Below are 26237 nucleotides of genomic sequence, written 5' to 3'. Positions count from 1 at the left end.
TTTGACTTAGCCCACTAGGTTACAAATCTCGCGCCGCGATTAAATAGCCCCTAGTTTGAACAAATTTTAATCCGCAAAGATCAACAGACCCTAGTTTATAAACTTTACGTCGCGATTAAATAGCCCCCAAATTGAACCATTTAAATCCGAAAAGGTTAACGGCCCTAGATGGCATACCTCATTAGAGGTTTAATTTTTTGTTTTTAATTCTAGCTGTTTTAAGTTTTTAACGCCTTTAAATTTAATTTATTCATTTTATTTTGGAATAAAATAGTTAGTCGTTCGTCTTCTTTATGTCAATCCGACAAACTAGAGGACAAAACAATGATTAAATTAAATAAAATTGTAAGTGTAATGATGTTAAGCAGTGCTTGTACTTTTGTAGGTGCAGCGTACGCAGCAGATATTGAAATCACTCAGTCAGCGTCGGCAGAACAACAAACATCTACATCGTTGCAAATTTCTCAAAATGGTTTAAATGCAAGCGGCAATAATGAAACGAATGTATCAAATGAGTCGAGTGTAACTACTTCTGAATCAGAAACAGCGGAACCAACAACACCCACTGATAATACAGAGTCTGCAACACAGAGTGAACAAGGCGATGTAATGCAATTACCAGACTCGCTTGTTTCATCTACTCGTTCTGCACTAAATACTTCATCACTTAACTCTTCAGCTTCTTCATTAAGTAGTGCAGTTAATACAGCACAAAATGCTACAACGCAGCTAACTACCTCAACAACTAACTTAGCAGATGTTGTGAGTGACTCTTCTTTAGTAAGTTTAACGCCAATTCCTACTTTAGATTCCGCCGAATCTGCCACTGCAAGCACTGATACATCGTTATTATCGAGTATTAGCAATTCAAGTGATGCGGTTTCTCAAACGGATGCTCTAAACACGGTTAATACAAGTGACCTAACGAGCCAAATTAACGTGGGTGATGCAACCAATTCAGCACTGCAAGCCGTGAGTGTTATAAATGCAAACTCTGAGGTAATGAGCGGTGTTCAGCAATCTTTAATTGCAAGCGTGCAAAATAGTACGGTTGACTCACTGCAAAGCACAATACAACAAAGTGTAAGCGGACAGGTTAGCTCAGCAGTGACCGATCAAATTAGTAATGATGTTGCACTTACCACTGCAAGTGAAGTAGTTACAAGTATCACAAACAATTTAGACCTAGGTCTTTAAAGCATTTAATACGGCTCATGAAAGTCGGATAGATTTATCTATTCGGCTTGTTGGAGAATAATATGAAAGCAGTTATTACAGCTACATTATGTGTATTTAGCGCCCAAGCAACTCTTGCACAAACGCCAACGAGTGAACAAAGAAGTAGTTTTGATATAAATGGCGATGTATCAGTTGGAATATTAAGTAATTCTGCTCTTTCGATTCAAGAGCTTGATGACATTTCGTCGCAAAGCGATAGCGGTATTAAGCTATCGACAGGGGCAAGTGCAAAATGGCAGATAACTAAAGCAGCTAAACTTACATCAAGCTACCGATTTGAACAGCAAGACTATAATGAGTTTGATCAATATGATTTGGATTTACATCAGTATGGTTTAGATGGCAGCTATAGCTTTAATGGACACGAAATAGGTGTGCGTTACGATGGCGCAAAAGCAAATGTTGATGGCGATACATTTTTACACTTTAACCAAGCGAGTGCTTATTACGGACGTTTTTTAAATCCACAAACTTACTTACGTATGAGTATAAAAACAAAGGCTAAACGCTTTGCTACTGTAAAAGAACGAAATGCAGATGGTATTGGTGCCGACTTAGCTATTTATCATTTTATAAATAGTGGTCAAACAATGGTAATGGCGTCATTAAGTGCTGATAAGGAAGATGCAAACGACAACCAATACGATTTTAGTGGTTATAGTGTTAATACCAAAATAACGCATAAATTTACTGCGTTTAATATGGTAAATCAAGTTGGGGCGGGTTGGCGCTATCAAAATAAAAATTATGAAGAACAAATTAGTGATGATTTTTTTGAAGATGTTTCGTCACGAGATGAGCATCGAAATGTAGTAAATACGTTTTACAATGTAGATATATTTGAACATGTTACCTTAATGACTGAAGCTGAATATGGTGACTATCAATCAAAGCTAAGTAGTAACACGTACACTCAGTCTGTATTTTCGGTTTCTATTAAAGTGCATTTTTAGGAGGATATATTGCACCATAACCAAAAGTAGTGTCTTTACCAGGCTCACCTAAGTCATGAGCAAGAGAGGTCAACTCATCAAGCGCTTTTGATTTATTATTATTGTGTTTTACTAATAAACAGCTCAATGCAGCACTTACATGTGGTGCTGCAACAGATGTACCAGACTCCCTACCAAACTTTCCATTCCCCAAAGCTGTTAGTACATTTACCCCTAAGGCTGCAAAATCTATATAGGTCCCTTTATTTGACCATCTGTAAATTTCATTTTTTTCGTTAATAGCACTTACTGCAATAACACTGTCATAAGCCCCTGGATAAAGCGGTTGCGAAGCCGGGCCTTGATTGCCCGCAGCGGCTACAATTAATACGTTTTCATTAATGGAGGCTTCAATACTTGCCTTTAAAATTGCGTTATTTGGTCCTGTAAGGCTCATATTTATAACGGGTACTTTATTGCTTACTAACCAATTAAGCGCTTCAACAATAGCAAATAATGTAGCACCTTGAGCATATTCTGATTGGCGATAAAATACTTCTGCGCTATATAGTTGTGCATTACCAAGTAATGGCGTGAGTTGTTTGTTTTTTCCGATCAATAAACCAGCAATAGCTGTGCCATGTAAATTTGGAGAGCTAAGTCCTTGGGGTAAAAAGCTGCTGGTTTTTATATTTGCGTTTGCAAACGCGCTGTGTTTTTGATTAACAGCACTGTCAATTATTCCTATTTTTGTAGGATCCATACAGTAAGATGAGGGCATACTTAGTTTATGGTTAGTTGATTGGTTTGTATTTGTTTGAGCTTGATAAATATGGTTTCTATCAAGTAATGCTGAGCTGTCTAAATTAAGAGTTTTTAAAAGCTCTGTTTTAGAGTCAATGTTTTGCGGCACATTAAAGCGGACTAAGCTCATATTGAGCGCACTGTAATTTTTTACAGACACAATTGAGATGTTTCTATTTTTGAGTATATTTAGCTGCTCAAGATTGACCATAAGTAACCATTGACGTTCTATCGCTCTAAAACCATCTTCAACGACGACCTCTACAAATACCGTATTTTGAGTATTCATATTTATGTTGAGCACATTAGGCAAGTTGCTAATTGGTTCGCTTATTTGTGCTTTTAATTCATCAATAGATATTTGGGGTATAGGCACGGGTAACGGCAAACGCTGAGCTCGTTCTAGAGCTGACTCAATTCGTTGTTCAATCGGATTTAATTGTTGCAGAACTTGGTCAACTTGCAAAATGCTTGCAAAGCTAGACATTGAAAAAGTGCAAAGTGACACGGTAATTAGATGTTTAACGTTGATACCTTTAACATTGATATTCTTAATATTCATACTGAGTTGTCTCTTATAAATTACACTGTTAGATGTATAACGTTTAACAAATAAAATAATTTCATTTAATTGGGAATAAATGTTTTTTTGAATCGTCTTCTTTATAAAAGGGGTAAATCAATGAACGAAACATTAAAAAACTTATTACCTATGCTTAGGCGTTTTGCCTACTCACTAACAGGTAGTAAAGCAGATGCAGACGATGTAGTGCAAATAACAATTGAAAAACTATTAGTAAAAGGTATTCCAGATGATGTTGAGCCCGCAAAATGGGCTTTTAAAATTTGCCGTAATGTATGGATAGATGAGTATCGCTCACGCAAAGTTAGACAAAACACAGCGCAAGCAGATATTTTACCAGAGCTAATAACAAATGATGAACATAACGTATTAGAAATGATGCAAATGATGCAAAAAGTAAATGTAGCTTTAGGCCAATTACCAGATGAACAACGAGCGATTGTATCTCTGGTGGCTTTACAGGGCATGGCTTACAAAGAGGTGGCACATACATTAGATATACCTATAGGTAGCGTAATGAGTAAGTTATCACGAGCACGCAGTACACTTTATAATTTAATTAAACCTGACTTTAATAAGGAGCAAGTATGAGCATTAACGATGAAACACTTAGCGCCTTTTTGGACTCAGAACTAAACGATGATGATATGGAGCAAGTGCGAACAGCGCTTGAAACCGACGACGAATTAGTAATGCGATTAGCCGAACTTAGTGAGGTGGATGCGTTAGTAAAAGAGAATTCAACGAGTATTGATTCAACCCCAATGAGTGATGCACTTGCAAGAACTGCTGCCAAACTAAATGCAGAGAATAATGTTGTACAGTTTTCTCTTTGGCAACAGCTTAAGCAATCGGCTAATAAAAGCTTAGCCGTAGCGGCAAGTATTGCAGTGGTATTTGGTATTGCAATGACCAGTTATTTACAACCAAGTAGCGTGCAAAATATAGCTGGCAATACTATTACAACAGCACTTAATACACAGCTAAGTGGTGATACGTTTGAGCAGAGTGATGGTTCACTATTTAATGCACAGCTTAGCTTTAAAAGTCAGCAAGGTGAGCTTTGTAGGCAGTATGCAATAAGCTTAGAAAATACAACACAAATAAGCATTGCCTGTAAAACCCAAAACGGTTGGCAAATCAAAGCGAAAACCGCTAAACAGCAAGCTGTTAACAACGCGCAATATCAAACAGCATCAAGCAAAAGTGCTTTAGATACTGTTATTGATGACATGATCAGTGGCGCTCCACTAGATAGAGCGCAAGAGCAGCAAGCAATTAGCGCAAAATGGCAGTTAAACAAATAATAGTGTGTATAAAACGAGGTGAATTATGAAAACGTCTATTTTAATAATTAGTATTCTATTAATGGCAGGTTGTGCATCTAAACCTGATTACCGTGCCGCGAATAATGGCTCGCAAGGTTACAGTGAACAAAAAATTAGCGACGACCAATACCGAGTAGAGTTTAAAAGTGTGTCAAACAACGTAGCCGATGCCGGTGACTATGCATTATTACGTGCGGCTGAGCTTACCCAAGCGCAAGGCTACGACTGGTTTGTTGTAACTAATAAAGAAACCTTTGTTGAGTCTAAATCGCAAGCCCCCGCGTCATCTATTAGTGTATCACAAAGCCAGCAATATGAGCGAAACTGCGGTTTATTAACCTGCGAAACACGCGTCCGCCCATCAAGTAGCGTAGGCGTGCAGGTGAGCAACAATGATAAACGCAAAGAAGTGTACACCCTGATTGACATTAAAATGGGTAAAGGAATAAAACCTAGCGACAACAGTTTTAGCGCCCAAGACTTAATTGAAAACTTAAGCAAAAAGGCACAAAAGTAAGCGTTTGGTAAAAGCATTTAGCTTGTTTTAGCTAAGTTCTTTTTTTGTGGTAAAAATCCAGTTACAAGCATTGTGCCTACAATTACAAATAATGCGCCTAGTAATGTATTGGACCCTATTTTCTCATCTAAAATTAAATGCCCCCAAAATATACCAAATAACGGAATTAAAAAGGTAACAGTGAGTGCCGAAGTTGGGCCTATATCGTCGATTAATTTAAAAAATAAAATATAAGCAAGGGCGGTACACACTACTCCTAATACGAGTACACCTAGCATAACGTTGGTGCTTGGTATTTCTCGTATTGGCATAAATAAGATAAGCGGCAATACCATAAAGCTTGAAGCCCACATTGAGCCATGGGCATTATCGAATGGGGCCAGTTTAGGCGCATTTTTAGTGTAATGCGATGCAATGGCATAGCAAAGTGATGCGCTTAATGCTGCTATTATAGCTATGATGGATTGGCTAGTTAATACAAAATTATTTTGCCCAACAAGTATTGCAACGCCTATTAAGCCAAGTAGTAAACCAAGCACCATACTTTTATTGGGCTTTGTTTTCGTCCATAAAATTCCAACGACAACACCCCATATTGGTGTTGTAGAATTTAAAATTGAGAGTGTGGATGCACTAATAGTTTGGGCTGCGTAAGCAAAAAATAAAAACGGCAAAGCAGAATTAAACGCGCCTATAATAAAAAAGTGTTTTTTATGTTGGGTAAACGCTAAGCGGCGTTTTAAATACAAAGCAACAATAAATAAAGTAACTGCAGCAAAGCCGACTCTAAGCTCAATTAATACCGCAGGCCCCAAATAGCGGCCAGAAAAAATAATCGCAGTAAGCTTGCTAAGGTCATAATAGTATTTTAATTATGCTGATTGGTTTTTAGAATAACAGGGTTTATAAAAAGTGTAAGCCATATTCGGAACTGGCATATAAAAATAATAAATTAAGGATAAGAATGAAAAAGTTCTCAGTAGCTTCTATGGTATTTATCACTTTGTTGTGGGGATGTAATTCAAGCCCAATCAACCTTTACAGTGATACAACTATGAAAAAGAATGAATACAATGGTATTAAAGCGTATCGAAAAGGGCAGTTTGAGGTCGCTTTCAATTATTTAAAAGAGCCTGCTAGACTATAAAAGCGCACAATACACGTTGGCGTTTATGTTTTTGAAAGGCCAGTATTTAACTCAGTCAACAAAACTCGGCATGGGCTGGTTAGGGGTTGCAGCTGAGGCTGGGATTGATGAGTGGTCGTCGCAGTGTAGTGCTTTTTATAATGCAGCTTCAGTAGTGCAACAGCAACAATTTGATGAAATAGTTGCCTTATACAAACAGCAATATGGTTTAAAATCACAAAATGTAAGTTGTCAAAAATCAGTAAGCGCTAAACATCGCTTTAACGAAGTGAAAGTTGATTGTGAGAAATACGAAGGCGTTGTAATAACTTCCCCAATTGAGCTGGTTGAGTAAAACTAACTTTCAGTTTGATTCTTTTCAAAGTCATTTTTAACTATTTCAAGTGCTTTAAGTACTTCCTCTGGAGCAACATCGTGTTGCTCTAGTATCATAATTAAATCTACTGCAAGTTTGATATGTTTTGGTGCTTGATCAAGTGGATTTGTCATGTAATTCTTTCTTTTTTGATATTTGGCTGATGGCAACATTTATAGCTGTTTGTACGCGTTCTTCCATGTGTATACGTTCTGTTTGTGGTAAATAAAATGCCATATCTACATCGTAACGAATGTAGCGAGGTGGAAGTTGATTTAACACAGTACAGCAAAAGTCTGCCATTACATCTTCGTTGTATTGTTCATTAAGTTTACGTTTAATAATTTCTTCTAGAACAATCTTTTCGTAATAGTTGTGTATGTCTTCATGTAGTCGCATATTCCACCGCTTTAAAAATAATCCGTTTTACTGAGTCTATACTAAGGCTTGTTATAAATCGATAGCGGCTTTAAATAGTTGTTTATGAACATTAATTAGTTTGGTTAAATTGCACTGATAACCGCCACCTAAAGCGCACATTAGTGGGATTTGATGTTGCTTACAAAAGTTGAGAACAAACAAGTCGCGTTTATATACGCCATTGAGCGATACATTAAGCAAGCCTAACTCGTCTTTAGTGTAAATATCAGCGCCTGCATTATACAAAATAATGTCAGGGTTATGAATGCGCACGCAAAAACCGAGTGCTTGCCTTAATGTAGCAAGGTACTCAGCGTCGGTTGTTTTAGCGGGCAATGCAAAATCGTAGGTGGATTGCTGCTTATTACGAGGGAAGTTTTGATCACAATGAATTGAGCAGGTAATAATTTGGTCATGGTTTTTAGTGATTTGTGCTGTGCCATCGCCTTGGTGTACGTCGCAATCAAAAATTAAAACAGTGTCGGCTTGCTCTGTATTTATTAAATGTGCTGCTGCAATAGCTAAATCATTAAAAATACAAAAGCCACTGCCAAAATCGCTATGAGAATGATGATAACCACCGCTTAAATTGAAGGTTAGATCGTGACTAAAAGCCGCTTCAGCAGCTTGAATACTCCCGCCAATTGATAAAAGAGTACGCTCTACAAGTTGTTGCGAATAGGGAAATCCCATCTTTTTAATCGCTTTATCACCTAGAGTCCCATTTAAAAAGTCATTTATATAACGCTGGTTATGACATAGCGCAAGTTGAGATGCGGTTGCTTTTTTAGGTTCTTGAAAGGCACTTGCCAAAACACCGAGGCTTTTTATTTCGGTTTTAAGTAACTGATACTTTTGAATAGGGAATCGATGGCGCTCTGGTAGAGTAAGATCTGAATACAATGGATGATAATAAAGCTGCATAGTAAAGTGCGCCTTAACGCAGCTGCTGTTTTTCTACTTGTTGTATTTTATCCTCAGTGGCAGAAATTGCTTTTCTGCAGCGACCTAATCGAGCGTGTGTGCTTAATATTTCAAGGTTAAGCTTTTGTGCTTTAGCTGGCGAGGCTTTATCCATTTGCATTTTACGCTCTTCAATCATGAGCACTAAACGGCGTTCAAACTCATGGTTTTGCTTTAATTCGTCGTAAAGCTCATGGGATGATTGCATGATTTTTTGTACTGCTTGCTTATAAACGGTTTGCTTAGGGCGAGGTTTATAGTGACTTTTGTTTTCTTTAACCCAAATAGGCGTTGATTTAATAACGTTAAATACGGCTTGTACCTGAGTACTTATACGTTCTAATGCATAGGTATAAGCATGACGATGCTCGCTTGGTGGTAACCTTGATACTTCGTCTTCTATTTCTATTACGTAATCGGCTAGGTTCATACTCTTTGTGCTAAAAACTGCACGGTCAAACAAGCTAGGCTGTGCTTGCATATAGCGATTTTTAGAAAAAAGTTTAGCTTTATCAAATTGCTCGGCTTGTTGTTTTAGTGTTGCAACTTGTTGGCGTAGTTTATCTAAAGCTGTAGGGTGCATATTAAAAGTAAGCCTCATAAATTAGCTTTAATGCTAAAAGTATAACCATAGTATTAAATACAGGGCGAATAAATTTACTGCCAAACCGTATCGCAGAATGGGCGCCAATCCATGCACCAAGCATAATAAAAAAGCCCATGGTAATGCCAAGTAAAAAGTTTACATGCCCAAGCGCTACAAAGGTTATGAGCGATATAAAGTTAGAGACAAAGTTCATTGAACGCGCTAAACCACAGTTCAAAAGTAGATTCATTTTATAAATCATGCCATTTGATGCGGTCCAAAAGGTACCTGTGCCAGGACCCGCTAAACCGTCAAAAAAGCCTAATACTAAACCTTGTAACCACTGTTTAATTTTCATAATCTTAGTGAGCTTAGGCAGTTTGTCGCCTTGAGTTGTGCTCAAGTTGCCAAACAAGCTGTAGCATGCGACTAAAATGATGATAATAGGCAGTAGTTTATTTAAAAAATTGAGACTTAGGTGATCAACGACAACAGTACCAATTAACGCCCCTATTGCTGTGGCAATAATGGATGCGACCCAAAATTTTGGGCTAAATAAGTTTTTTTTATAATATGTATAACTTGCTGTTAAGGAGCCAAAACTTGCTGCTAGTTTATTTGTTCCTAATGTTAAATGTGGAGGTAAGCCAGCAGTTAATAAAGCAGGCACAGTTAACATACCACCGCCACCAGCGATAGCGTCTATAAAACCTGCGGCAAGTGCAACAGCACATAAAACAGCCCAGGTTGTTGGATCGAGTGCGAGTTCAAACATTAATAATCTATTTGTCTTTTAAAAGGTGGTAGGGTGTCGAGCATGGCTTTACCGTATCGCTTAGTAATTAAGCGTCTATCGAGAATAGTAATACAGCCTTCATCACTCTCTTTTCGCAGCAGTCTACCACAGCTTTGTACCAATTTCTTTGCGGCGTCGGGCACTGTAATTGTTAAAAATGGATTACCGCCTTTGCTTTGCACAAATTCTGCTTGCGCTTCTTCTATAGGTGAAGTAGGAACCGCAAAGGGGATTTTAGTAATAATTAGGTTCTCTAAATATTTACCAGGTAAATCAAGACCTTCTGAAAGGCTTTGTGTTCCGAATAAAATACTACCTTTGCCTTCGTCTACATTTTTAGTGTGTAATTTGAGCAAAGCCTCTCGCGACATCTCACCTTGTACTAATAAGTTAAAACCTTTTGTTCTAAGAAACTTTGTTACATGGTCCATTTGCCAATAAGAAGCGAACAATACAAGGTTCGCTTTTTTATCATTTAGGTACTCTGGTAATGTTTTAGCTAAGTGGTCGCTAAATTCTTTGTCGGTTGGTTCTATTTTAGATACAGGAATGCGTAAAGTAGCTTGTTTTGGATAATCAAAAGGAGAAGGCACTTTAATAAATTTAACCCCTTCCTCTTTGGCAAGTCCTGTTTCGTAAGCAAAGTGATCAAACGAGCCTAGTGCACTTAACGTAGCTGAGCATAAAACAGCGCCTGCGCATTCTCTCCACAACTTATCTTTCAGGTAGTAACCTACTTCGATAGGACAGTCGCTTAATAAGTGATCGTGGTGGCTTTTATATTCAAGACGTTTTATCCACCTTGCATGAGGAGCACCTTCACCTTTTTTAGCGTAACTAAACCACAGTTTATTTAATTGCTCTAATCGGTTTATATATTGTCCGCTTTCGCCTAGTATTGGGTCGGCAACGTAAGGTTTTATGTCGCCATCACTTACATCTTGGGTAAGGGTGTCGTGCATTTTGTTTAAACAACGAAGTGCGTCTTGCGTGGCTTCGCTTATGTCTTTAGCTTTACTGTGCAGCGATTCTGGAATTTCACCGTGCTCAAAGCGATAAGTATCATCTTTTGAATATTCAAAATCGGCATTATCGAGAATATCGCGAACTACTTTTAAATCTTTATTTGCATCGTTAATACTGTCGCAAAGTTTAAAGTTTTGTCCAATAGCCCTTTGACCCACTAAAATTTTAGCCATTTTCCCGCTAAACTTAGTGAGCTTATCAAGCCATTCTATCGTGCCTTTAATTGTTGCTGCGGCAGAAGAAAAATCTCGCGTTATATGCGCTAAATGGTGCGCTTCATCAATCACGTAAATAGTGTTGTCGGGTTCGGGTAAAATTTTACCGCCGCCTAAGTCTAAATCGGCAAGTAATAAAGAGTGATTAATTACCAGCACATCCATTTGCATTAATTGATTACGAGCAAGCTGAAACGGGCACGTTTGATGTGCTTTCATTTGGCGCTGGCACGAATGTTTGTCGCACGCTATTAAGTTCCACACTTTGTCTGGTACGGTATCAGCCCAGCTGTCTCTATCACCTTGCCATTTTTTATTTACATACGCGTTGTATAACTCATTTAAACATTTGGTTTCCATTGGGCTTAATGGTGAGGTAAGCGTGGGCATAAAATCCATTTGTGTTTGGCTATCGCCATTTACAGCATTGTGTAGTTTGTGGGCACAAATATAACGATGGCGACCTTTTACTAAGTCAAATTTAAAGTCGAGTCCGGAATGCTTTTTAAAAAATGGAAGCTCTTTTGCTATTAATTGTTCTTGAAGCGCAACGGTTGCTGTAGAAATAACCAACTTCTTTTTTTGAGCTAAGGCAAGAGGCAATGCGCCTAAACAATAAGCTAGAGACTTACCAGTACCGGTGCCAGCTTCGATAACACATATGCGTTGTTTTTTGTGATATTCGCCTGCAAGGGTTTTTGCTATTTCGGCAACAAGGTAGTTTTGACTGCTGCGAGGGCGATAATCATTTAGGTTACTAGCCACATGCTGGTGTACTTGCCTAATTGTTTTTTTTAGTGAGTCAGAAAGCATGGGATGATTTACCTAAAGTATGTATATAATTACAGTGTATATATTAAGTGGGATCGTACATTGACACAAGCAATCTATCAGGGCTTTATTTTATCAAGGCAACAATACTCATCTAAGAGTAGGCGAGGGATCACGCTTTGCTATTGGCTTGTATCAGAGCATGGACCTATTAAAGTGCTTGTTGAAAACCAACAAGCTGTGTTTTTTATCCCACAAGATAAACATAATTTTGCACAAAGCATACTAAATAAAGAAAATATAAGTGTTAACTTTAAAATGGTAGAAATGCGCCATTTTAGTGGAGTTGCATGCATAGGTTGCTATTTTAATGACACAGGTACCCTTTATAAGGCGCGCATGTTACTTCAAGAGCGCATAAATATATACGAAGCTGACATACGTCACAGTGACCGGTTTTTAATGGAGCGTTTTATAAAAGGTGGGGTGTGGGTTACTGGAGACGTATCTCAAAAAAATGGTTTTATTTTAATTGATGATGCAAAGTTAAAAGCAAACCCTGAATATACCCCAAAGCTAAAATCGCTTTCACTAGATATAGAGTGCAACGCAGAAGGCGTATTATTTTCGGTTGGACTTGTAGGAAATGGTCTTGATACGGTGTTAATGATTGGTGAGCTACAAGAGCATAATCAATCATTTAATATTGATTGGTGCTTTGACGAAATAAGCTTATTACAAAAATTACAGCAATATATAAATAATAATGACCCAGATGTTATTGTTGGGTGGAATGTTATTGAATTTGATTTTTCTGTTCTTAATTCAAGGGCAGAGGCGCTTGGATTAACGCTTGATTTTGGTAGAGATCAGCAACCGTTAAACATAAAAACAGGACATTACACTCGCCTTACCTTACCAGGTCGAAGTGTTATTGATGGTATTGATACCTTAAAGAATGCCACTTATCACTTTGATAATTACTCGCTTGCCAATATTTCACATAAGGTTTTAGGTGAGTCTAAATTAATTCAAGCGAATAACCGTTTGAGTGAAATTATCCGCCAATTTAATGAAGATAAATTAAGTTTAGCTGCTTATAATCGGCAAGATTGCATACTCGTTAATAGAATTTTTACAGAGTTAAAGCTCTTTGAATTTGCAATAGTCAGAACCCAACTAACAGGGCTTGAGCTTGAACGAATGGGTGGTTCGGTTGCCGCATTTACTAATTTATATTTACCTTTATTACATCGCAGTGGTTATATTGCGCCTAATTTAGGGGACCATGGTTTATCTTTTGAAAGCCCTGGCGGTTATGTAATGGAGTCGACACCTGGGCTTTATAAAAATATACTCGTTTTAGATTTTAAAAGCCTATATCCCTCAATCATGCGAACTTTTTGTATTGACCCTCTCGGGTTAATTAAAGGGTTAGGCTCACCAGAGCACGCTATTAGAGGGTTTAATGAAGCGGTTTTCTCACGAAATGAACATCATTTACCTTTATTAATTGAACATTTAACTCATACCCGTCAAAAAGCAAAAGACACTAATCAGCCAATGCTATCGCAAGCTATAAAAATAATAATGAACAGCTTATACGGCGTACTTGGTTCTAAAGGTTGCCGATTTTACGACCCACGGCTTTCTAGCTCAATAACATTACGGGGGCATGAAATTATGCAAACAACCCGTAAATGGATCGAAAGCCTTGGTTATGAAGTTATTTATGGTGATACAGATTCAACATTTGTAAAAGTAAGTGATGATTACTCAACACAAAAATGCAGTGAAGTTGGGGCAATGCTAGCGAGTGAGATTAATACACGTTGGCTAGAATATATTAAAAAAGAATTTAATTTGCCAAGCTATTTAGAAATTGAGTTTGAAACTCACTATAGTCCATTTTTTATGCCTACTATAAGAGGAAAAAAATTAGGTTCTAAAAAACGCTATGTAGGGCAAATAATAGATAATAAGCAACCTAAACTTATATTTAAAGGCATGGAAACAGTAAGAAGTGATTGGACCGAGTTTGCTCAAGAGTTTCAGAAAGAGCTATTTGGTGCTTTATTTAAAGATAACTTCAAAGCAAGTGATATAGCGCCCATTATAAAAGACTATACTGAACGACTGTATGCAGGAGAGTTTGATCACAAATTAATTTATAGAAAACGGTTAGGGCAGCATTTACATGAATATTTAAAAAATATTCCGCCACATGTACAAGCTATAAAAAAACAACAAGCTAAAAATGCTGACTTTGAAGTTACACGCGGTCAAATTGTTGAATATATTTATACGAAAGAAGGACCACAAATACCAAAAGATAAAAACAGTCTAAATTACCCTCTTTATATACAAAAACAGCTAGAACCCATCGCGCAAATGATTTTAGACTCATTAGAATCAGCCTCAGTAGAACTCCAAGGTGAGCAGCTTAGTTTTTTATAAGTTGGCTCCGCTATTACATAAAGTACTTATTTTAAAAAACAATAAACCCCAAAAATAAGCATAAACCTAATATTGTAAACAATTAATTTTTGTTATTAAAAAGTAACGGGTTGGAGTCGGTTTGTTTTTTAATGAATAAAAATTTAATCTGGTTGAATTAAAATTCTTTTATGGGTGCCATTAATCAATAATTCATATGTAATATTGAGATTTTTAACAATAATTTAGATTTTTCATAATAATTTAGATTAAAAACTCTATTATTTTTTAGTTTAATGATAAATAAAAAATTCAATTTAAATCAATAGCTTATTGTTTTAAGTTGTTCCTAACTCATTGATCTTAGAATGCGGGTCTTACTTACATATGTAAATTTACATGTAAAAAGTTAATTCGGTGTTGACCTTTTTGGTATTAAAGCATTACTATTCATCACACAGTCGTTGCGTTTCATCCCATAATGGGGTCGTAAAACGATTGATAAATAATAATTAACAAATAATAACAAAGTATTCTAGGGAGAATCGGATGTTAAATAATAAAGTTTCAAAGGCAGTTCGCTTAGCGATCGCTTTCGGTGCAGTGTCTACTGCTGCTTTTTCGGCAAGTTCATTCGCAGCTGAGAAAAGTGAAAACAGATTTGAACGTGTTGAAGTAACTGGTTCTCGTATTAAGCAAGTTGACCTTGAAAATAGTTCACCAGTAACTGTTATTACAGCTGCAGACATTAACCTATCAGGTGAGCCATCTGTAGGTGACGTATTAAACAACTTATCTTCAAACTCTTTCGGTTCTTGGACTGGTGTTTCGGGTTATGGTGCCGGTTCTTCTGCAACTTCAAGCGTTAACTTACGTGGCTTAGGTTCAGATGCTACTTTAGTATTGTTAGATGGTCGTCGTATGCCTGGTACAAGTACTTCTTCAGGTGCTTCTGCTGATACATCTCTTATTCCAATGTCTATCGTTGAACGTATTGAGATTTTACGTGATGGTGCATCTGCAGTATATGGTTCTGCTGCTGTTGCAGGTGTAATTAACATCATTACGAAAAAAGATTTTGATGGTTTAAATCTTAAATATGAGTTTAATAAACCAAGTGTAGAAGGTGGAAATAATAGTAAGTTCTCAGTAACGTCTGGTTTTACTGCAGAGAAAGGTAATATTATTTTTACTTTTGAACATTCGGAAAGTGATGCTATTTACGATAGAGATATTTGGGCACTAGATGATGAAACTTACGGTGCATATAGCACGTATAGCCCTGTATCTAACTACTTAGATAGCACAGGTTATCACTCAAACTCTGAGCTTTGTGACGCTGAACCAAATACCGTGAATGGCATTGATGCAGACGGTAATGGTCGTTGTACTTATAGCTATGGCGAAGTTACTAAATTTTACCCTGATACAAACAAAAACTCATTCTTAACTAACTTCACATATGAACTAGCAGATAACATTCGTTTTGTTGGTCGTGCGATGGCTAGCTTTAATGAAACCGATGCGCGTTATGCGGGTACTCCTGTATCTACAACACCAATTTACATGGGTGAAGATAATCAGTACAACCCATCAGACGAAGATGTACGTATATATACTCGTGCAGTACCAATTGGTAATCGTGATACAACGACTGAAGTAACAACTACTGATATTTTAGTTGGTCTTGAAGGTTATACAGATGTTGGTAATGGTATTGATTGGGAAGTTAATTTCCAAAATAGTGTTTCTAAAACAAATTCATTTGGTAAAAATCTAGTAAATGATGTTGCTTTCCAAGCAGCTATTGATACTGGAGAGTACGACGTATTTAATGTTTCAGGCATGACTTATGATGACTGGAGTACAAGTATGAGTGAGCTTTATCAACAAGCAAATCATACTGGTACTTATGAAGGTCGTTATGAAAGTAAACAGGTTGATGGCTTAGTTTCAACTACATTACTAGACGACGGTGAATTTATGATTGCCGGTGTAGTTGGTGGTGAATTTGAGCAAATCGATTTTTCTCAGATTAGTGACCCAGAATCTGCAAATGGTTTTATCTCAGGTGGTTCAGGCGGTGATGATGTTTACGCTAATCGCGACCGTACTGCTGCTTATGTAGAAGTACAAGCTTCGTTCCCATTTGATATTGATTTAACCGTTGCTGGTCGTTACGAAAAATATGAGCAAAGTGGTACTACAAACCTTGGTGAAAAAAGTACAACATTTGATAAGTTTGTACCAAAAATTGGTTTAACTTGGCGTCCAATGGATACGTTATTACTACGTGGTTCTTGGGGTGAGTCATTCCGTGCTCCAAATATGGGCGAGATGTTCCAATCTTATGCATTAAGCTTCCCAACTATACGTGATACTGCATGGTGTTCAGCTAACCCAAGTCAAGAGCTTGACGGTTACTGTAGTGATGCTGGTGAACAAGTTGCAACATGGTTTGGTGGTAATACTGAGTTAACAGCAGAAACAGGCGATTCTACAACAGTAGGTTTTGTTTGGGATGCAGTTGAAAACCTTTCTCTTGAAATGACTTATTACTCAATTAATTATGATGACAAGATTGATAGTGTAGATAACTCTGAACTTCTTCGTCTAGAAATAGAACAAGGTGGTTTAAACTCACTACCAAGTGTAATTGACCGTAACAGTGTTACTGATAAAGTTGACTTTATGTACACTGGTTACATTAACAAAAGTTCACTTTCTACAGATGGTATAGATTTAACTGCTAGATATCGTTTTGATACATCTTTTGGTAACTTCTCAAGTACATTAAATGTATCAAGAGTACTATCGTTTGAAGAAGTAGCTGACTCAGAATCAGAACCATTTGATTATGCTGGATTACAAGATTATCCAGAGTGGAAAGCTGACTTAGCGGTTAACTACGCTTACGAAGACTTCTCTGCTTCATGGACTATGTTTTATGTTGGTACACAAGAATCAGGTAATGAAGAGTACGAAGTTGACTACCTAGCTAATGTTCCTAGCTACTTCAAACACAATGTTCAAGTAACTTATGTTGCACCTACAAATACTAAAATTGCATTAGGTGTTAATAACTTATTTGATAAAGTTGCACCAAGCTATTATGACGGATTCCGTGATTACCGTGATTCTAACTGGTCACTATATGATCAAACAGGTCGTTCACTATACTTACGTTTAGAACAAACATTCTAAGCAAAGTACTGTGTAATTTAGTTGTAAATATTAAACCCTGCTATTTTTAGCAGGGTTTTTTTATTTAATAAACACCTAATAAATCATCAGCATATATTTGCTGTTATGAAGTATTTAAATTAATTGGAAAATATTATGTCAACAATATTTAAATTAATCGTAATTTCCTTTTTGTGCATTATTTCTTTTGAAACTAGTGCGCAGAATGCACAAGCAACAATTGAGGACTTTTTCAAAAACCCTAAATTCTCTAACCTTCAACTCTCTCCTAATGGAAAGTACTTGGCAGTTTTGTCTCCAATTAATGAACGTAAAAATATAGTTATACTTGAAACTGACGGGCTAAAAAATGCAAAGCCTATAACAAAGTTTGATGATCAAGATATTAATAGCTTTTCGTGGGCTAATGACGACGAAATTGTTTTTACACTTGATAGCGATGGAAATGAAGCTTTTAGTCTTTATAAAATAAATGTAAATGCTAAAAGGGCAAGAGTTATAGAGTTAGTGGGTTCTAAAGTTGGGTCATCAGGTATTCGTTCAGCAAGTATTGTACATATGCTACCTAATGATCCAGAGCATATCATTATCCAATATAATGGCAGAAACATTAAAGCTCCTGATCTTTATAAATTACCGTTAAATAGTAAGTGGGATCGAAAACGAGAAAGAAATTTCAAGATGGATATTCTTGCTAAAAACCCAGGTGATTTTCAAGGTTGGCTTTTAGATCATGATGGCGAAGTAAGAATAGCCGTTTCTATTAATGCTTTAAAAGGAAAACTTCATTATAAAAATAAAGGAGAAAAAGAATTTCGTGTACTACGTGAATACGATCTTGATGAAGAAAGTATTTCACCTTTAGCTTTTGACTTTGATAACAAAACATTATTTGTAGCGTCAAATATAGATAGAGATACTTTAGCAATTTATCATTTTTACCCAGATAAAAATGAATTAGGCGAATTGATATTTGGCATGCCAGAAGTAGATGTTTCTAATTTAATGTTATCGACTAAGCGTAAAAAATTAATAGGGGTTAGTTACTTAGATGAATACCGTGAAGTAGTTTATTTTGATAAAGAAACTGCAGAGATGATGGCATCATTAGAGAGTGCCTTCAAAAATAAAGTGGTTAGTGTGGTAAGCCGATCAGAAGATGAAGTGCTTAATATTGTATATGTTGGCAGTGACACTGACCCTGGGCATTATTACTTATTTGATAAGGTAAAAAATACATTAAAGTCTTTAGTTTCACCAATGGATTGGCTTGATAAGAGTCAACTATCTCCAATGAAACCAATTAGGTTTACTAGTCGCGATGGTTTGACACTTCGTGGTTATTTAACAATTCCAAAAGGTAGTAAGGGTAAAAAGTTACCTTTAATAGTTAATCCTCATGGAGGACCTTATGGTATTCGAGACACTTGGGGCTATAACCCTGAAACACAGTTTTTTGCTAGCCGTGGTTATGCAACTGTACAGGTAAACTTTCGGGGGTCTGGTGGATATGGTCGAAAATTTCAGCAAGCAGGATATGGTGGTAAGTGGGGCGCTGAAATGCAAAACGATTTAACCGATACTGTTAAGTATTTAGTAAGTGAAGGTATTGCAGACCCTAAAAAAGTATGTATTTATGGATCAAGCTACGGTGGTTATGCAACGATGGCTGGTCTTACTTTTACACCTGAACTTTACAAGTGTGGTATTAATTATGTTGGTATTACGGATGTTAGCTTGTTATTTGATTCTCTCCCAAAACATTGGGAACCACAAAGAGAGACATTGAAAAAGCAGATTGGCGATCCTAATGATAAAGCGCTAATGAAAAAAATGTCACCGCTTTATCATGTAGATAAAATAGTAGCTCCTTTGATGATAGTTCAGGGTGCTAAAGATCCACGAGTTGTAAAAAAGCATGCAATAAATTTAAGAGACGCATTAGAAGAACGTGGTATCACACTATCTGATGATGAGTGGATTATGAAAGAGAATGAAGGACACGGATTTCAAAAAGAAGAGAATAAGATAGAACTGTATACTAAAATAGAAAGGTTTCTAGCCAAGCACCTCCAATAGCTTATTTATTGTATTGTAAATATATCTATATATTTTAAGCCGTTCAGCCCTCCTGTTCGGCTTTTTGTCACAAAAAATATTTTTTGTTACTTGGAAGTCAATATAAAAGTAAAAAATATTTTTTTAAATAACGTTTGTTAAATTACCATTTAATTCATTTTAATCAATAGCTTGAATTTAAACTGAATTATTTTACCAGCCATTGCATTGTTAATTTAGTAAATAAAAACACCTTCAAGTTAATGATATGTTGACCTTTGTGCTACTTAGTGACTAAAATAATTTACGATTAATACATAAAACGCCTTTGCACGGTTTGTATTAGTTAAATAATTATAATTAAGAACTATATATCTCAAGGGAAAATCGAATGATAAATAATAAAGTTTCGAAGGCAGTTCGCTTAGCGATCGCTTTTGGCGCAGTATCAACAGCTGCATTTTCTTCAAGTTCAATTGCTGCAGAAGACGGTCTTGAAAAAGTAGAAAGAATTCAGGTTACAGGTTCTCGTATTAAAAGAACCGACCTAGAAACATCTAGCCCAGTAACAGTAATGACTGCAGAAGAAATTAAATTAAGTGGTTTTACACGTGTTGAAGATGTACTAAACCAACTTCCACAAATTGAAGCTGCACAAAGCTCTTTCTTAGCAAATGGCGCAACAGGTACTGCAACTGTTGATTTACGCGGTTTAGGCTCAAACAGAACTTTAGTATTAATAAACGGTCGTAGAATGCAAGCGGGTAGTATTACTTCGCAAGTTGCAGATATTAACCAAATTCCAGCATCTCTAATTAAGCGTGTAGATGTATTAACTGGTGGTGCAGCAGCTGTTTACGGTGCTGATGCCGTAGCTGGTGTAGTTAACTTTGTTATGGATGATGAGTTTGATGGTATTTCATTAAATGTGGGTAGCTCAGGCTATCAACACAACAATGATAATAAATATATTCAAGGGCTAATGGATGATAGAGGCTACGACTACGATACTGGTAACACTGGTATTGATGGTAAAGCTTATAGCATCGACTTTACTATTGGTGGTGGGTTTGATGGCGGAAAAGGCCATGCGGTAGGTTATGTTACTTACAACCGTCAAAATGAATTAGTGCAAGGTACTCGTGACTATTCATCATGTGCCTTAGCTGATGATGGCGAATCATGTGGTGGCTCTTCTACATCACCAAATCCTCATTTTGATATTTACCCAGTTGTAGATGGCGTAGTTGACTACGATCAAAGGTTCTTTGGTAACTTAAATCCAAATGGTCAGGGCTTTCTTGAGGATGATGGTACCCGTTATAACTTTGCTCCAGTAAACCATTTTTTACGCCCGAATGAGCGTTTTACGTTTGGTACATTTATTGATTATGAAATAAATGAGCACTTTAGACCATATTTAGAATTTTCATTCATGCACAACAGAACAGCGGGTCAAATAGCTGAGTCTGGTACTTTCTTCAATGAAGAAATTTTGTTTGATTACGATAACCCGTTACTATCTGATCTTCAAAAACAACAGCTACAAACTTTATTTAACCAAGGTGGCGATGATCAATTTGTTGCATACATTGGTAAGCGTAATGTTGAAGGCGGTCCACGAGAAGATAACCTAGAGCATACGTCATACCGCATTTTAACGGGTATGGAAGGTGAAATTAACGATAGCTGGTCTTATGATGTTAGCTATAACTACTCTGCAACAACGTCAAGTTCAGTTTATAAAAATGACTTATTAGCCCCAAAAATTGCTCCACGCGTAGGTGCTGTAGGCACTGAATGTGACGAAGCAGATGATTGTTTATTATATAACGTGTTTGAATTAGACGGTGTAACAGCTGAACAAGCTGCACAATTGGCTGGTGTTGGTATACAAACAGGTTTAGTAACTCAAATTATCTACAGTGGTTATGTATCGGGTGAGTTTGATTGGACTTTACCAACAGCGTCAACACCTATAGCTGCTGTATTTGGTTTTGAGCGTCGTGAGCAAGATTACGAACGTATTTCAGATACTGTATACGAAGAAGGTCAACTGTTAGGTCAAGGTGGTCCATCACCAAGTCTAGAAGGGTCTATTGACGTAAATGAGCTTTACGCTGAATTACAAGTTCCTGTACTTGATGAACTAAATATATCTGCTGCTGCTCGTTGGTCAGATTATTCAACAACTGGTTCAGATACAACATACTCAATTGGTACTGATTACACGTTAGCTGATGCATATAAATTGAGAGCAAGTTATGCAAAAGTAGTGCGAGCACCAAATGTTGGTGAATTATTCTCTGCGCAAAGTATTAGTTTGTGGAGTGGTGTTGATTCTTGTGCTGGTGATTCGCCAGTACTTTCACAAAGTCAGTGTGCTAACACTGGGTTAAGTGCTTCACAGTATGGGAATATAGGTGCATCTCCAGCTAGCCAATATAATCAATTTGCAGGTGGTAATCCGGACCTTGAGCCAGAAGAAGGCGATACAATTACAATTGGTTTAGTTGCCAACCCTTTCGATAACTTTAATTTCTCAATTGATTATTTTAAAATTGAAATTGAAAAAGTAGTTGGCACTATAGGCGCAGAACGTATTGTTGATAACTGTGCTAAAACAGGCGACGCATTCTTCTGTGACAGTGTTTCTCGTAGCCCATCTGGTAGTTTATGGTTAGGGCAATCTGGTTTTGTTACAAACTTGAGTGACAACATTGGCGCACAAACATGGGAAGGCGTTGACTTTACAGCGGGTTACAAAATGGACCTAGAGCAAGGTGCATTAAACTTTGATATTAATGGTTTCTACAGTATTCAAAAAGAAGTTGAGCCAATTTTAGGTGATGCTGATTTAGCTTACGACTGTGCTGGTGTAGTTAGTACAGACTGTTTTGCTTCTCCAAAATGGCGTCACACAGCTAATGTAAATTACCTACGTGATGATTGGCGTGTTGGTGTTAAATGGCGCTATTACGGAACTGTAGATTATGAAGGTTCTACAGATTCATTATTAATTGAAGATGGCGGCATTGAAGCATATAGCTTTATTGATGTTTCTGGTAGCTATTCATATAACGAGCATTTAACCTTTACTGGTGGTATGAATAATATCTTTGATAAAGAGCCACCATTAGTTGGTGGTACAGTATCTTCAAATGCAAATACGATTGCAGGTTTTTATGACTCGTTAGGTCGTTTTGTTCATGCAAGCTTCAATCTGAAGTTCTAATCTGCTTAAATAGCTGAACTATTAAAAGCCCATTTTTATGGGCTTTTTAATGCATATAATTTAATAAAAAAGCATATAATTTAATAAAAAAGCATATAACAGCAATAAAGTAATATTGATCTCTGGGGGGAATTTGTTTTATCTAAGTAGATTTAATTTCGATACTAGATTTTTAAGCTAATGGATTTTGTAATTACTCGTGTGTTATTTAATTAAACCCTCTCTCCTCCATATAGGTCAGATAAAAACTGAGTCAAGTTTTTGTTTACTGCTCATGCCTATTGTTTATATTTCTATCAGGCAATAAATAGTCAATTATTCCTAGAAGGATAATTTTGCAGTGCGCATTTGGTACTTATGCGTGTTTATGTCTATTTGTAAGAAAGAGCCACACTTCATCAAAACCAATACATGTACAAATTAACCTTAGGATATATACATGTTCCAGGCTGACATATTAAAAAATAAATAACGGATGAATGCGCTTAAATACTTGTAGAGCAATCGCTTAACTGTTCGATAAAAAATTGATTGAGAATGAATAAAGCTTTATGTTTTAGTCAATTTTTTTATTTACGTATACGCATATAAATCTCAGGCTAAAGCCTGACGTAAAGTTGGTGATTAAGTCAGTTTAATATGTGTGTATCACTATAGTGATTTATTTTAATACAACATAATTTTTCGGCTAATCATTTAAAATATAATGTCGTAGAAAAATCAATCTATTATGGTAGTTACTTTTATCATCGACTTTTATTTCTGATTAAATATTGCACTACCCCTGAGTTTTATCTAATACTTAAGTTCTTGTTTTTAGGGTTGAATGATCATTAACGCTCCGATAATGGTAAAAATAAATAGTTGGGCTTATACTTAGCTTGAAATTTAAAAGCAAACACTAACAAGCAAGAGAGATATAAATGAAAGAAGTCCGATCTTTTATTAAAACAGCATCATTAACGGATCTTGAAAAAGCGCAACAGCTTATCAATGATGCAATTTCAAAATATACCCAGCAGCAAAAAGCGAAACAGGAAGTTTTGGATCTTTTAAAAGAAAAAGGACTTACGTTAGAGGATTTACAAGATGGATCATCTGATAAACGCACAAAAGTTAAGCCTAAGTACCGTATGGAACTTGATGGTGAAACTATTGAATGGACTGGTCGAGGCCGTCGTCCTAAAGCGTTTGAAGGTGTCGAACTTGAAAAGTTTTTAGCCTAAAGTTAAAGATAAGAGAAACTTCGGTTTCTCTTTTTTGTTTACCTCTCAATTTAAAAAATTAAAGTTTAAATTTCATGGCAGTTCTTTGCTAAAATCACCTCATTAAAATCCAATTGTTTCCCCATGAGCTATAAACTAAGACCTTACCAGCAAGAAGCGGTAGAACGCACCGTTTTACATTTTAGAAAAACGAATGATCCCGCAGTTATTGTTCTTCCCACTGGTGCTGGAAAGAGTTTAGTTATTGCCGAACTTGCGCGAATTGCTAAGCAAAAAATATTAGTACTTGCTCACGTTAAAGAGTTAGTTGAGCAAAATGCCCAAAAATATAAAAGTTTTAATTTAGAGGCGAGTATATTTTCGGCAGGCTTGAAAGAAAAGTCACTTTCTCATCAAGTAACGTTTGCGAGCGTACAGTCTTTGTCTCGCAATTTAGACAAGCTGAATGAGCACTATTCTTTACTTATTATTGATGAATGCCACAGAGTTAATGGCGATAAAAAAAGCCAATACGGTAAAGTGGTAAATGCTTTAAAGGAACACAATCCTAAACTAAAAGTGTTGGGTTTAACGGCAACGCCTTTTCGCCTCGGTATGGGTTGGATTTACCATCATCATTATCACGGCTTTGTACGTGGAAATAGCGAGAGTCCTTTTAAAAGCTGTATTTTTGAGTTGCCTTTAAGATACATGATTAAAAACAACTACCTTACACCTCCTAATGAAATTGATGCAGCAATTAGCCATTATGACTTTTCTGCATTGAGCGCTAATGCTTTTGGGCAATATAGTAGTGAGGATATGAACGCGCTGTTAAAAAGCAGTACTCGTGCAACAAAGGCTATTTTAGAACAAGTACTTGAATACAGCGAAACCCGTGAAGGTGTTATGGTTTTTGCTGCAACAGTTATGCACGCGAGAGAAATATTAAGTTACTTACCTGAAGCACAGAGCGCACTTATTACAGGTGATACACCTAACAACGAGCGTGACAAAATTATTAATCAGTTTAAAGCTAAGCAACTAAAATATTTAGTAAATATATCAGTATTAACGACTGGTTTTGATGCGCCTCACGTCGATTTTATCGCTATTTTACGACCGACAGAATCAGTAAGCTTATATCAGCAAATTGTTGGGCGTGGACTTAGGTTATCTGAATCCAAAAAGGATTGCTTAGTAATTGACTATGCAGGTAATGGCTTTGATTTATTCTATCCTGAAGTGGGTGATAAAAAAGGGGATAGTGATAACGATCCTGTACAAGTACTTTGCCCTGGATGTGGCTTTGCTAATATTTTTTGGGGAAAAACTGACTCTGCAGGTAAAGTAATCGAACACTTTGGTAGGCGTTGTAAAGGATTATTAGAGGACGATGATGGACTTAAAGCGCAGTGCGATTACCGCTTTAGATTTAAAGAGTGTGAGGAGTGTGGTGCTCAAAACGATATTGCAGCACGAAAGTGTCATGATTGTGGCGCTATAATGGCAGACCCAGATGATAAGCTAAGAAACGCACTTAATTTAAAAGATGCGTTAGTACTAAGGTGCAGTGGTCTTAGTGTTACTCTTCTAAAAGATGAAATGATTAAAATAACGTATTTTGATGAAGATGGTACAAGTTGTGATGAAGTTTATAATATGGGAAATAAAGGTGCGCAATACATTTTTAATAAACAATTCGGTAAGCGGGTAGGTCACGGGCAAACGCCAAAAGACTTTAACTCGGCACAGCAAGTTATTGATGCACAATTTGATTTGGTTTCACCTGATTTTGTTATTGCTCGTAAAAGTAAAAAATATGGCTGGAAAGTAGCAGATAAGCTATTTGACTATAAAGGGAGTTTTAGAAAGGCAAACCAGTTAAGCCGCTAAGCTTAACTGGTAGAGTCTTCAATGGATGATTAAGCTTCTTCACCATCCATTAAGCCCCAACCATCGCCATAACCATTAAGGCTATTGGCTATGCTTTCAATATATTGCTCTGCTTGACCAAGTAAAGTGTGATCGGGCACCATTTGTACTTGTGCAATAACTTCCCAAACTCCAGTATCTTTACATTTTTCAAGCTTTGCATTTTGTACTAAAGCATCAGATACTATTTCTTTTGAAAACTTTTCAGCATCAACTTCTTTTTCAAATAAAATATAAAAATCTACTTGATGCATTTTACTTAAATCAATACCTTCGGCTGCTATTTCGGCTAAAAGTTGACCATTATCATCATTTGGGAATTGCATTTAAAAACTCACTAAAATTATTTTGTACTTGTTGTTGCCATTGTAACTAAAATAAATGCTTTACGCGTACTAATTTTAACACTTGAGTTAATGCCACGCTCATTATGGCTATGATATTATACTTAATGATAATCAATAAAATTTAAGAATATAAAG

The 26237-nt window shown here is 36.5% G+C and carries 21 protein-coding genes and 1 pseudogene; 13 read left to right on the top strand and 9 right to left on the bottom strand.

What is annotated here, in order from left to right; all coding sequences use genetic code 11:
• Window positions 1-324: 324 nt before the first annotated feature.
• Window positions 325-1197: a hypothetical protein gene (locus tag GQR56_RS17420; protein ID WP_166113840.1), complete on the top strand. Its 873-nt coding sequence runs from the start codon at window positions 325-327 to the stop codon at window positions 1195-1197.
• A gap of 62 nt (window positions 1198-1259) precedes the next feature.
• Window positions 1260-2192 carry a hypothetical protein gene (locus tag GQR56_RS17415; protein WP_166113837.1) on the top strand — a complete coding sequence of 311 codons (933 nt, stop codon included), beginning with the start codon at window positions 1260-1262 and terminating at the stop codon, window positions 2190-2192.
• On the opposite strand, the gene GQR56_RS17410 is transcribed toward GQR56_RS17415, so the two are convergent.
• Window positions 2176-3537 carry a S8 family serine peptidase gene (locus GQR56_RS17410; protein WP_206018199.1) on the bottom strand — a complete coding sequence of 454 codons (1362 nt, stop codon included), beginning with the start codon at window positions 3535-3537 and terminating at the stop codon, window positions 2176-2178. The two genes, GQR56_RS17415 and GQR56_RS17410, sit on opposite strands and share 17 nt — an antisense overlap.
• Window positions 3538-3657: 120 nt before the next feature.
• On the opposite strand from GQR56_RS17410, the gene GQR56_RS17405 reads away from it, so the two are divergent.
• The 3 genes from GQR56_RS17405 to GQR56_RS17395 are packed head-to-tail and all read left to right on the top strand — an operon-like array spanning window position 3658 to window position 5403.
• Entirely contained in the window at window positions 3658-4149 is a 492-nt protein-coding gene (locus GQR56_RS17405) for an RNA polymerase sigma factor (protein WP_166113834.1), read from the top strand.
• Window positions 4146-4865 (top strand): hypothetical protein, encoded by a 720-nt coding sequence (locus tag GQR56_RS17400; RefSeq protein ID WP_166113831.1) that lies wholly within the window; start codon window positions 4146-4148, stop codon window positions 4863-4865. Before GQR56_RS17405 ends, GQR56_RS17400 begins: the two co-directional genes overlap by 4 nt.
• 25 nt (window positions 4866-4890) lie before the next feature.
• Window positions 4891-5403: a hypothetical protein gene (locus tag GQR56_RS17395; RefSeq protein ID WP_166113828.1), complete on the top strand. Its 513-nt coding sequence runs from the start codon at window positions 4891-4893 to the stop codon at window positions 5401-5403.
• Between the two features lie 17 nt (window positions 5404-5420).
• On the opposite strand, the pseudogene GQR56_RS17390 reads toward GQR56_RS17395, so the two are convergent.
• Window positions 5421-6262, bottom strand: a pseudogene (locus GQR56_RS17390) (DMT family transporter).
• Window positions 6263-6367: 105 nt separating this feature from the next.
• Here GQR56_RS17390 and GQR56_RS21570 point away from each other — a divergent pair.
• Window positions 6368-6550, top strand: coding sequence for a hypothetical protein (locus GQR56_RS21570; RefSeq protein WP_231613071.1), 183 nt, complete (start codon window positions 6368-6370; stop codon window positions 6548-6550).
• 25 nt (window positions 6551-6575) lie between these two features.
• Window positions 6576-6884 (top strand): hypothetical protein, encoded by a 309-nt coding sequence (locus GQR56_RS21565; RefSeq protein ID WP_231613072.1) that lies wholly within the window; start codon window positions 6576-6578, stop codon window positions 6882-6884.
• A 2-nt stretch (window positions 6885-6886) separates the two neighbouring features.
• Here GQR56_RS21565 and GQR56_RS17380 read toward each other — a convergent pair whose 3' ends face one another.
• From GQR56_RS17380 to dinG, 6 genes are read right to left on the bottom strand one after another with little or no spacing between them, the layout of a single operon-like run.
• The gene (locus GQR56_RS17380) at window positions 6887-7039 is read right to left on the bottom strand and encodes a YbaM family protein (RefSeq protein WP_076917059.1); all 153 of its coding nucleotides are present in this window, start codon (window positions 7037-7039) and stop codon (window positions 6887-6889) included.
• Window positions 7023-7304 (bottom strand): late competence development ComFB family protein, encoded by a 282-nt coding sequence (locus GQR56_RS17375; RefSeq protein ID WP_024611737.1) that lies wholly within the window; start codon window positions 7302-7304, stop codon window positions 7023-7025. Before GQR56_RS17375 ends, GQR56_RS17380 begins: the two co-directional genes overlap by 17 nt.
• Window positions 7305-7355: 51 nt before the next feature.
• Window positions 7356-8249, bottom strand: coding sequence for a histone deacetylase (locus GQR56_RS17370; RefSeq protein ID WP_166113825.1), 894 nt, complete (start codon window positions 8247-8249; stop codon window positions 7356-7358).
• 13 nt (window positions 8250-8262) lie between these two features.
• On the bottom strand, window positions 8263-8871 hold the full coding sequence (locus tag GQR56_RS17365) for a primosomal replication protein (RefSeq protein WP_166113822.1): 609 nt from the start codon (window positions 8869-8871) through the stop codon (window positions 8263-8265).
• A 1-nt stretch (window position 8872) separates the two neighbouring features.
• Complete coding sequence (locus tag GQR56_RS17360) at window positions 8873-9649, bottom strand: TSUP family transporter (protein ID WP_166113819.1); 777 nt, start codon at window positions 9647-9649, stop codon at window positions 8873-8875.
• On the bottom strand, window positions 9649-11724 hold the full coding sequence (dinG, locus tag GQR56_RS17355; RefSeq protein WP_024611741.1) for an ATP-dependent DNA helicase DinG: 2076 nt from the start codon (window positions 11722-11724) through the stop codon (window positions 9649-9651). The genes GQR56_RS17360 and dinG overlap by 1 nt, the downstream gene beginning before the upstream one ends.
• Before the next feature lie 60 nt (window positions 11725-11784).
• Between dinG and GQR56_RS17350 the strand changes: the two genes are divergently transcribed.
• The 6 genes from GQR56_RS17350 to GQR56_RS17325 all read left to right on the top strand — a co-directional run bounded on the left by GQR56_RS17350 (window position 11785) and on the right by GQR56_RS17325 (window position 25716).
• On the top strand, window positions 11785-14139 hold the full coding sequence (locus tag GQR56_RS17350; protein ID WP_166113816.1) for a DNA polymerase II: 2355 nt from the start codon (window positions 11785-11787) through the stop codon (window positions 14137-14139).
• 528 nt (window positions 14140-14667) lie between these two features.
• Window positions 14668-17322 carry a TonB-dependent receptor gene (locus GQR56_RS17345; RefSeq protein WP_024611743.1) on the top strand — a complete coding sequence of 885 codons (2655 nt, stop codon included), beginning with the start codon at window positions 14668-14670 and terminating at the stop codon, window positions 17320-17322.
• A gap of 135 nt (window positions 17323-17457) precedes the next feature.
• Window positions 17458-19401 (top strand): S9 family peptidase, encoded by a 1944-nt coding sequence (locus GQR56_RS17340; RefSeq protein WP_166113813.1) that lies wholly within the window; start codon window positions 17458-17460, stop codon window positions 19399-19401.
• Window positions 19402-19771: 370 nt separating this feature from the next.
• Window positions 19772-22615: a TonB-dependent receptor gene (locus GQR56_RS17335; protein WP_166113810.1), complete on the top strand. Its 2844-nt coding sequence runs from the start codon at window positions 19772-19774 to the stop codon at window positions 22613-22615.
• A gap of 923 nt (window positions 22616-23538) precedes the next feature.
• Window positions 23539-23841, top strand: coding sequence for an H-NS histone family protein (locus tag GQR56_RS17330; RefSeq protein ID WP_024612595.1), 303 nt, complete (start codon window positions 23539-23541; stop codon window positions 23839-23841).
• A gap of 123 nt (window positions 23842-23964) precedes the next feature.
• On the top strand, window positions 23965-25716 hold the full coding sequence (locus GQR56_RS17325; RefSeq protein ID WP_166113807.1) for a DEAD/DEAH box helicase: 1752 nt from the start codon (window positions 23965-23967) through the stop codon (window positions 25714-25716).
• Window positions 25717-25745: 29 nt separating this feature from the next.
• Here GQR56_RS17325 and GQR56_RS17320 read toward each other — a convergent pair whose 3' ends face one another.
• Entirely contained in the window at window positions 25746-26081 is a 336-nt protein-coding gene (locus GQR56_RS17320) for a ribonuclease E inhibitor RraB (RefSeq protein ID WP_024612593.1), read from the bottom strand.
• Window positions 26082-26237 lie beyond the last annotated feature (156 nt).

The sequence above is a fragment of the Pseudoalteromonas sp. Z9A5 genome, assembly GCF_011378875.1.
In the GTDB taxonomy this organism is placed as follows: Bacteria; Pseudomonadota; Gammaproteobacteria; order Enterobacterales; family Alteromonadaceae; genus Pseudoalteromonas.
The sequence above is the reverse complement of the archived record's forward strand: the minus strand, read 5'-3'. Positions and strand labels throughout refer to the sequence as shown.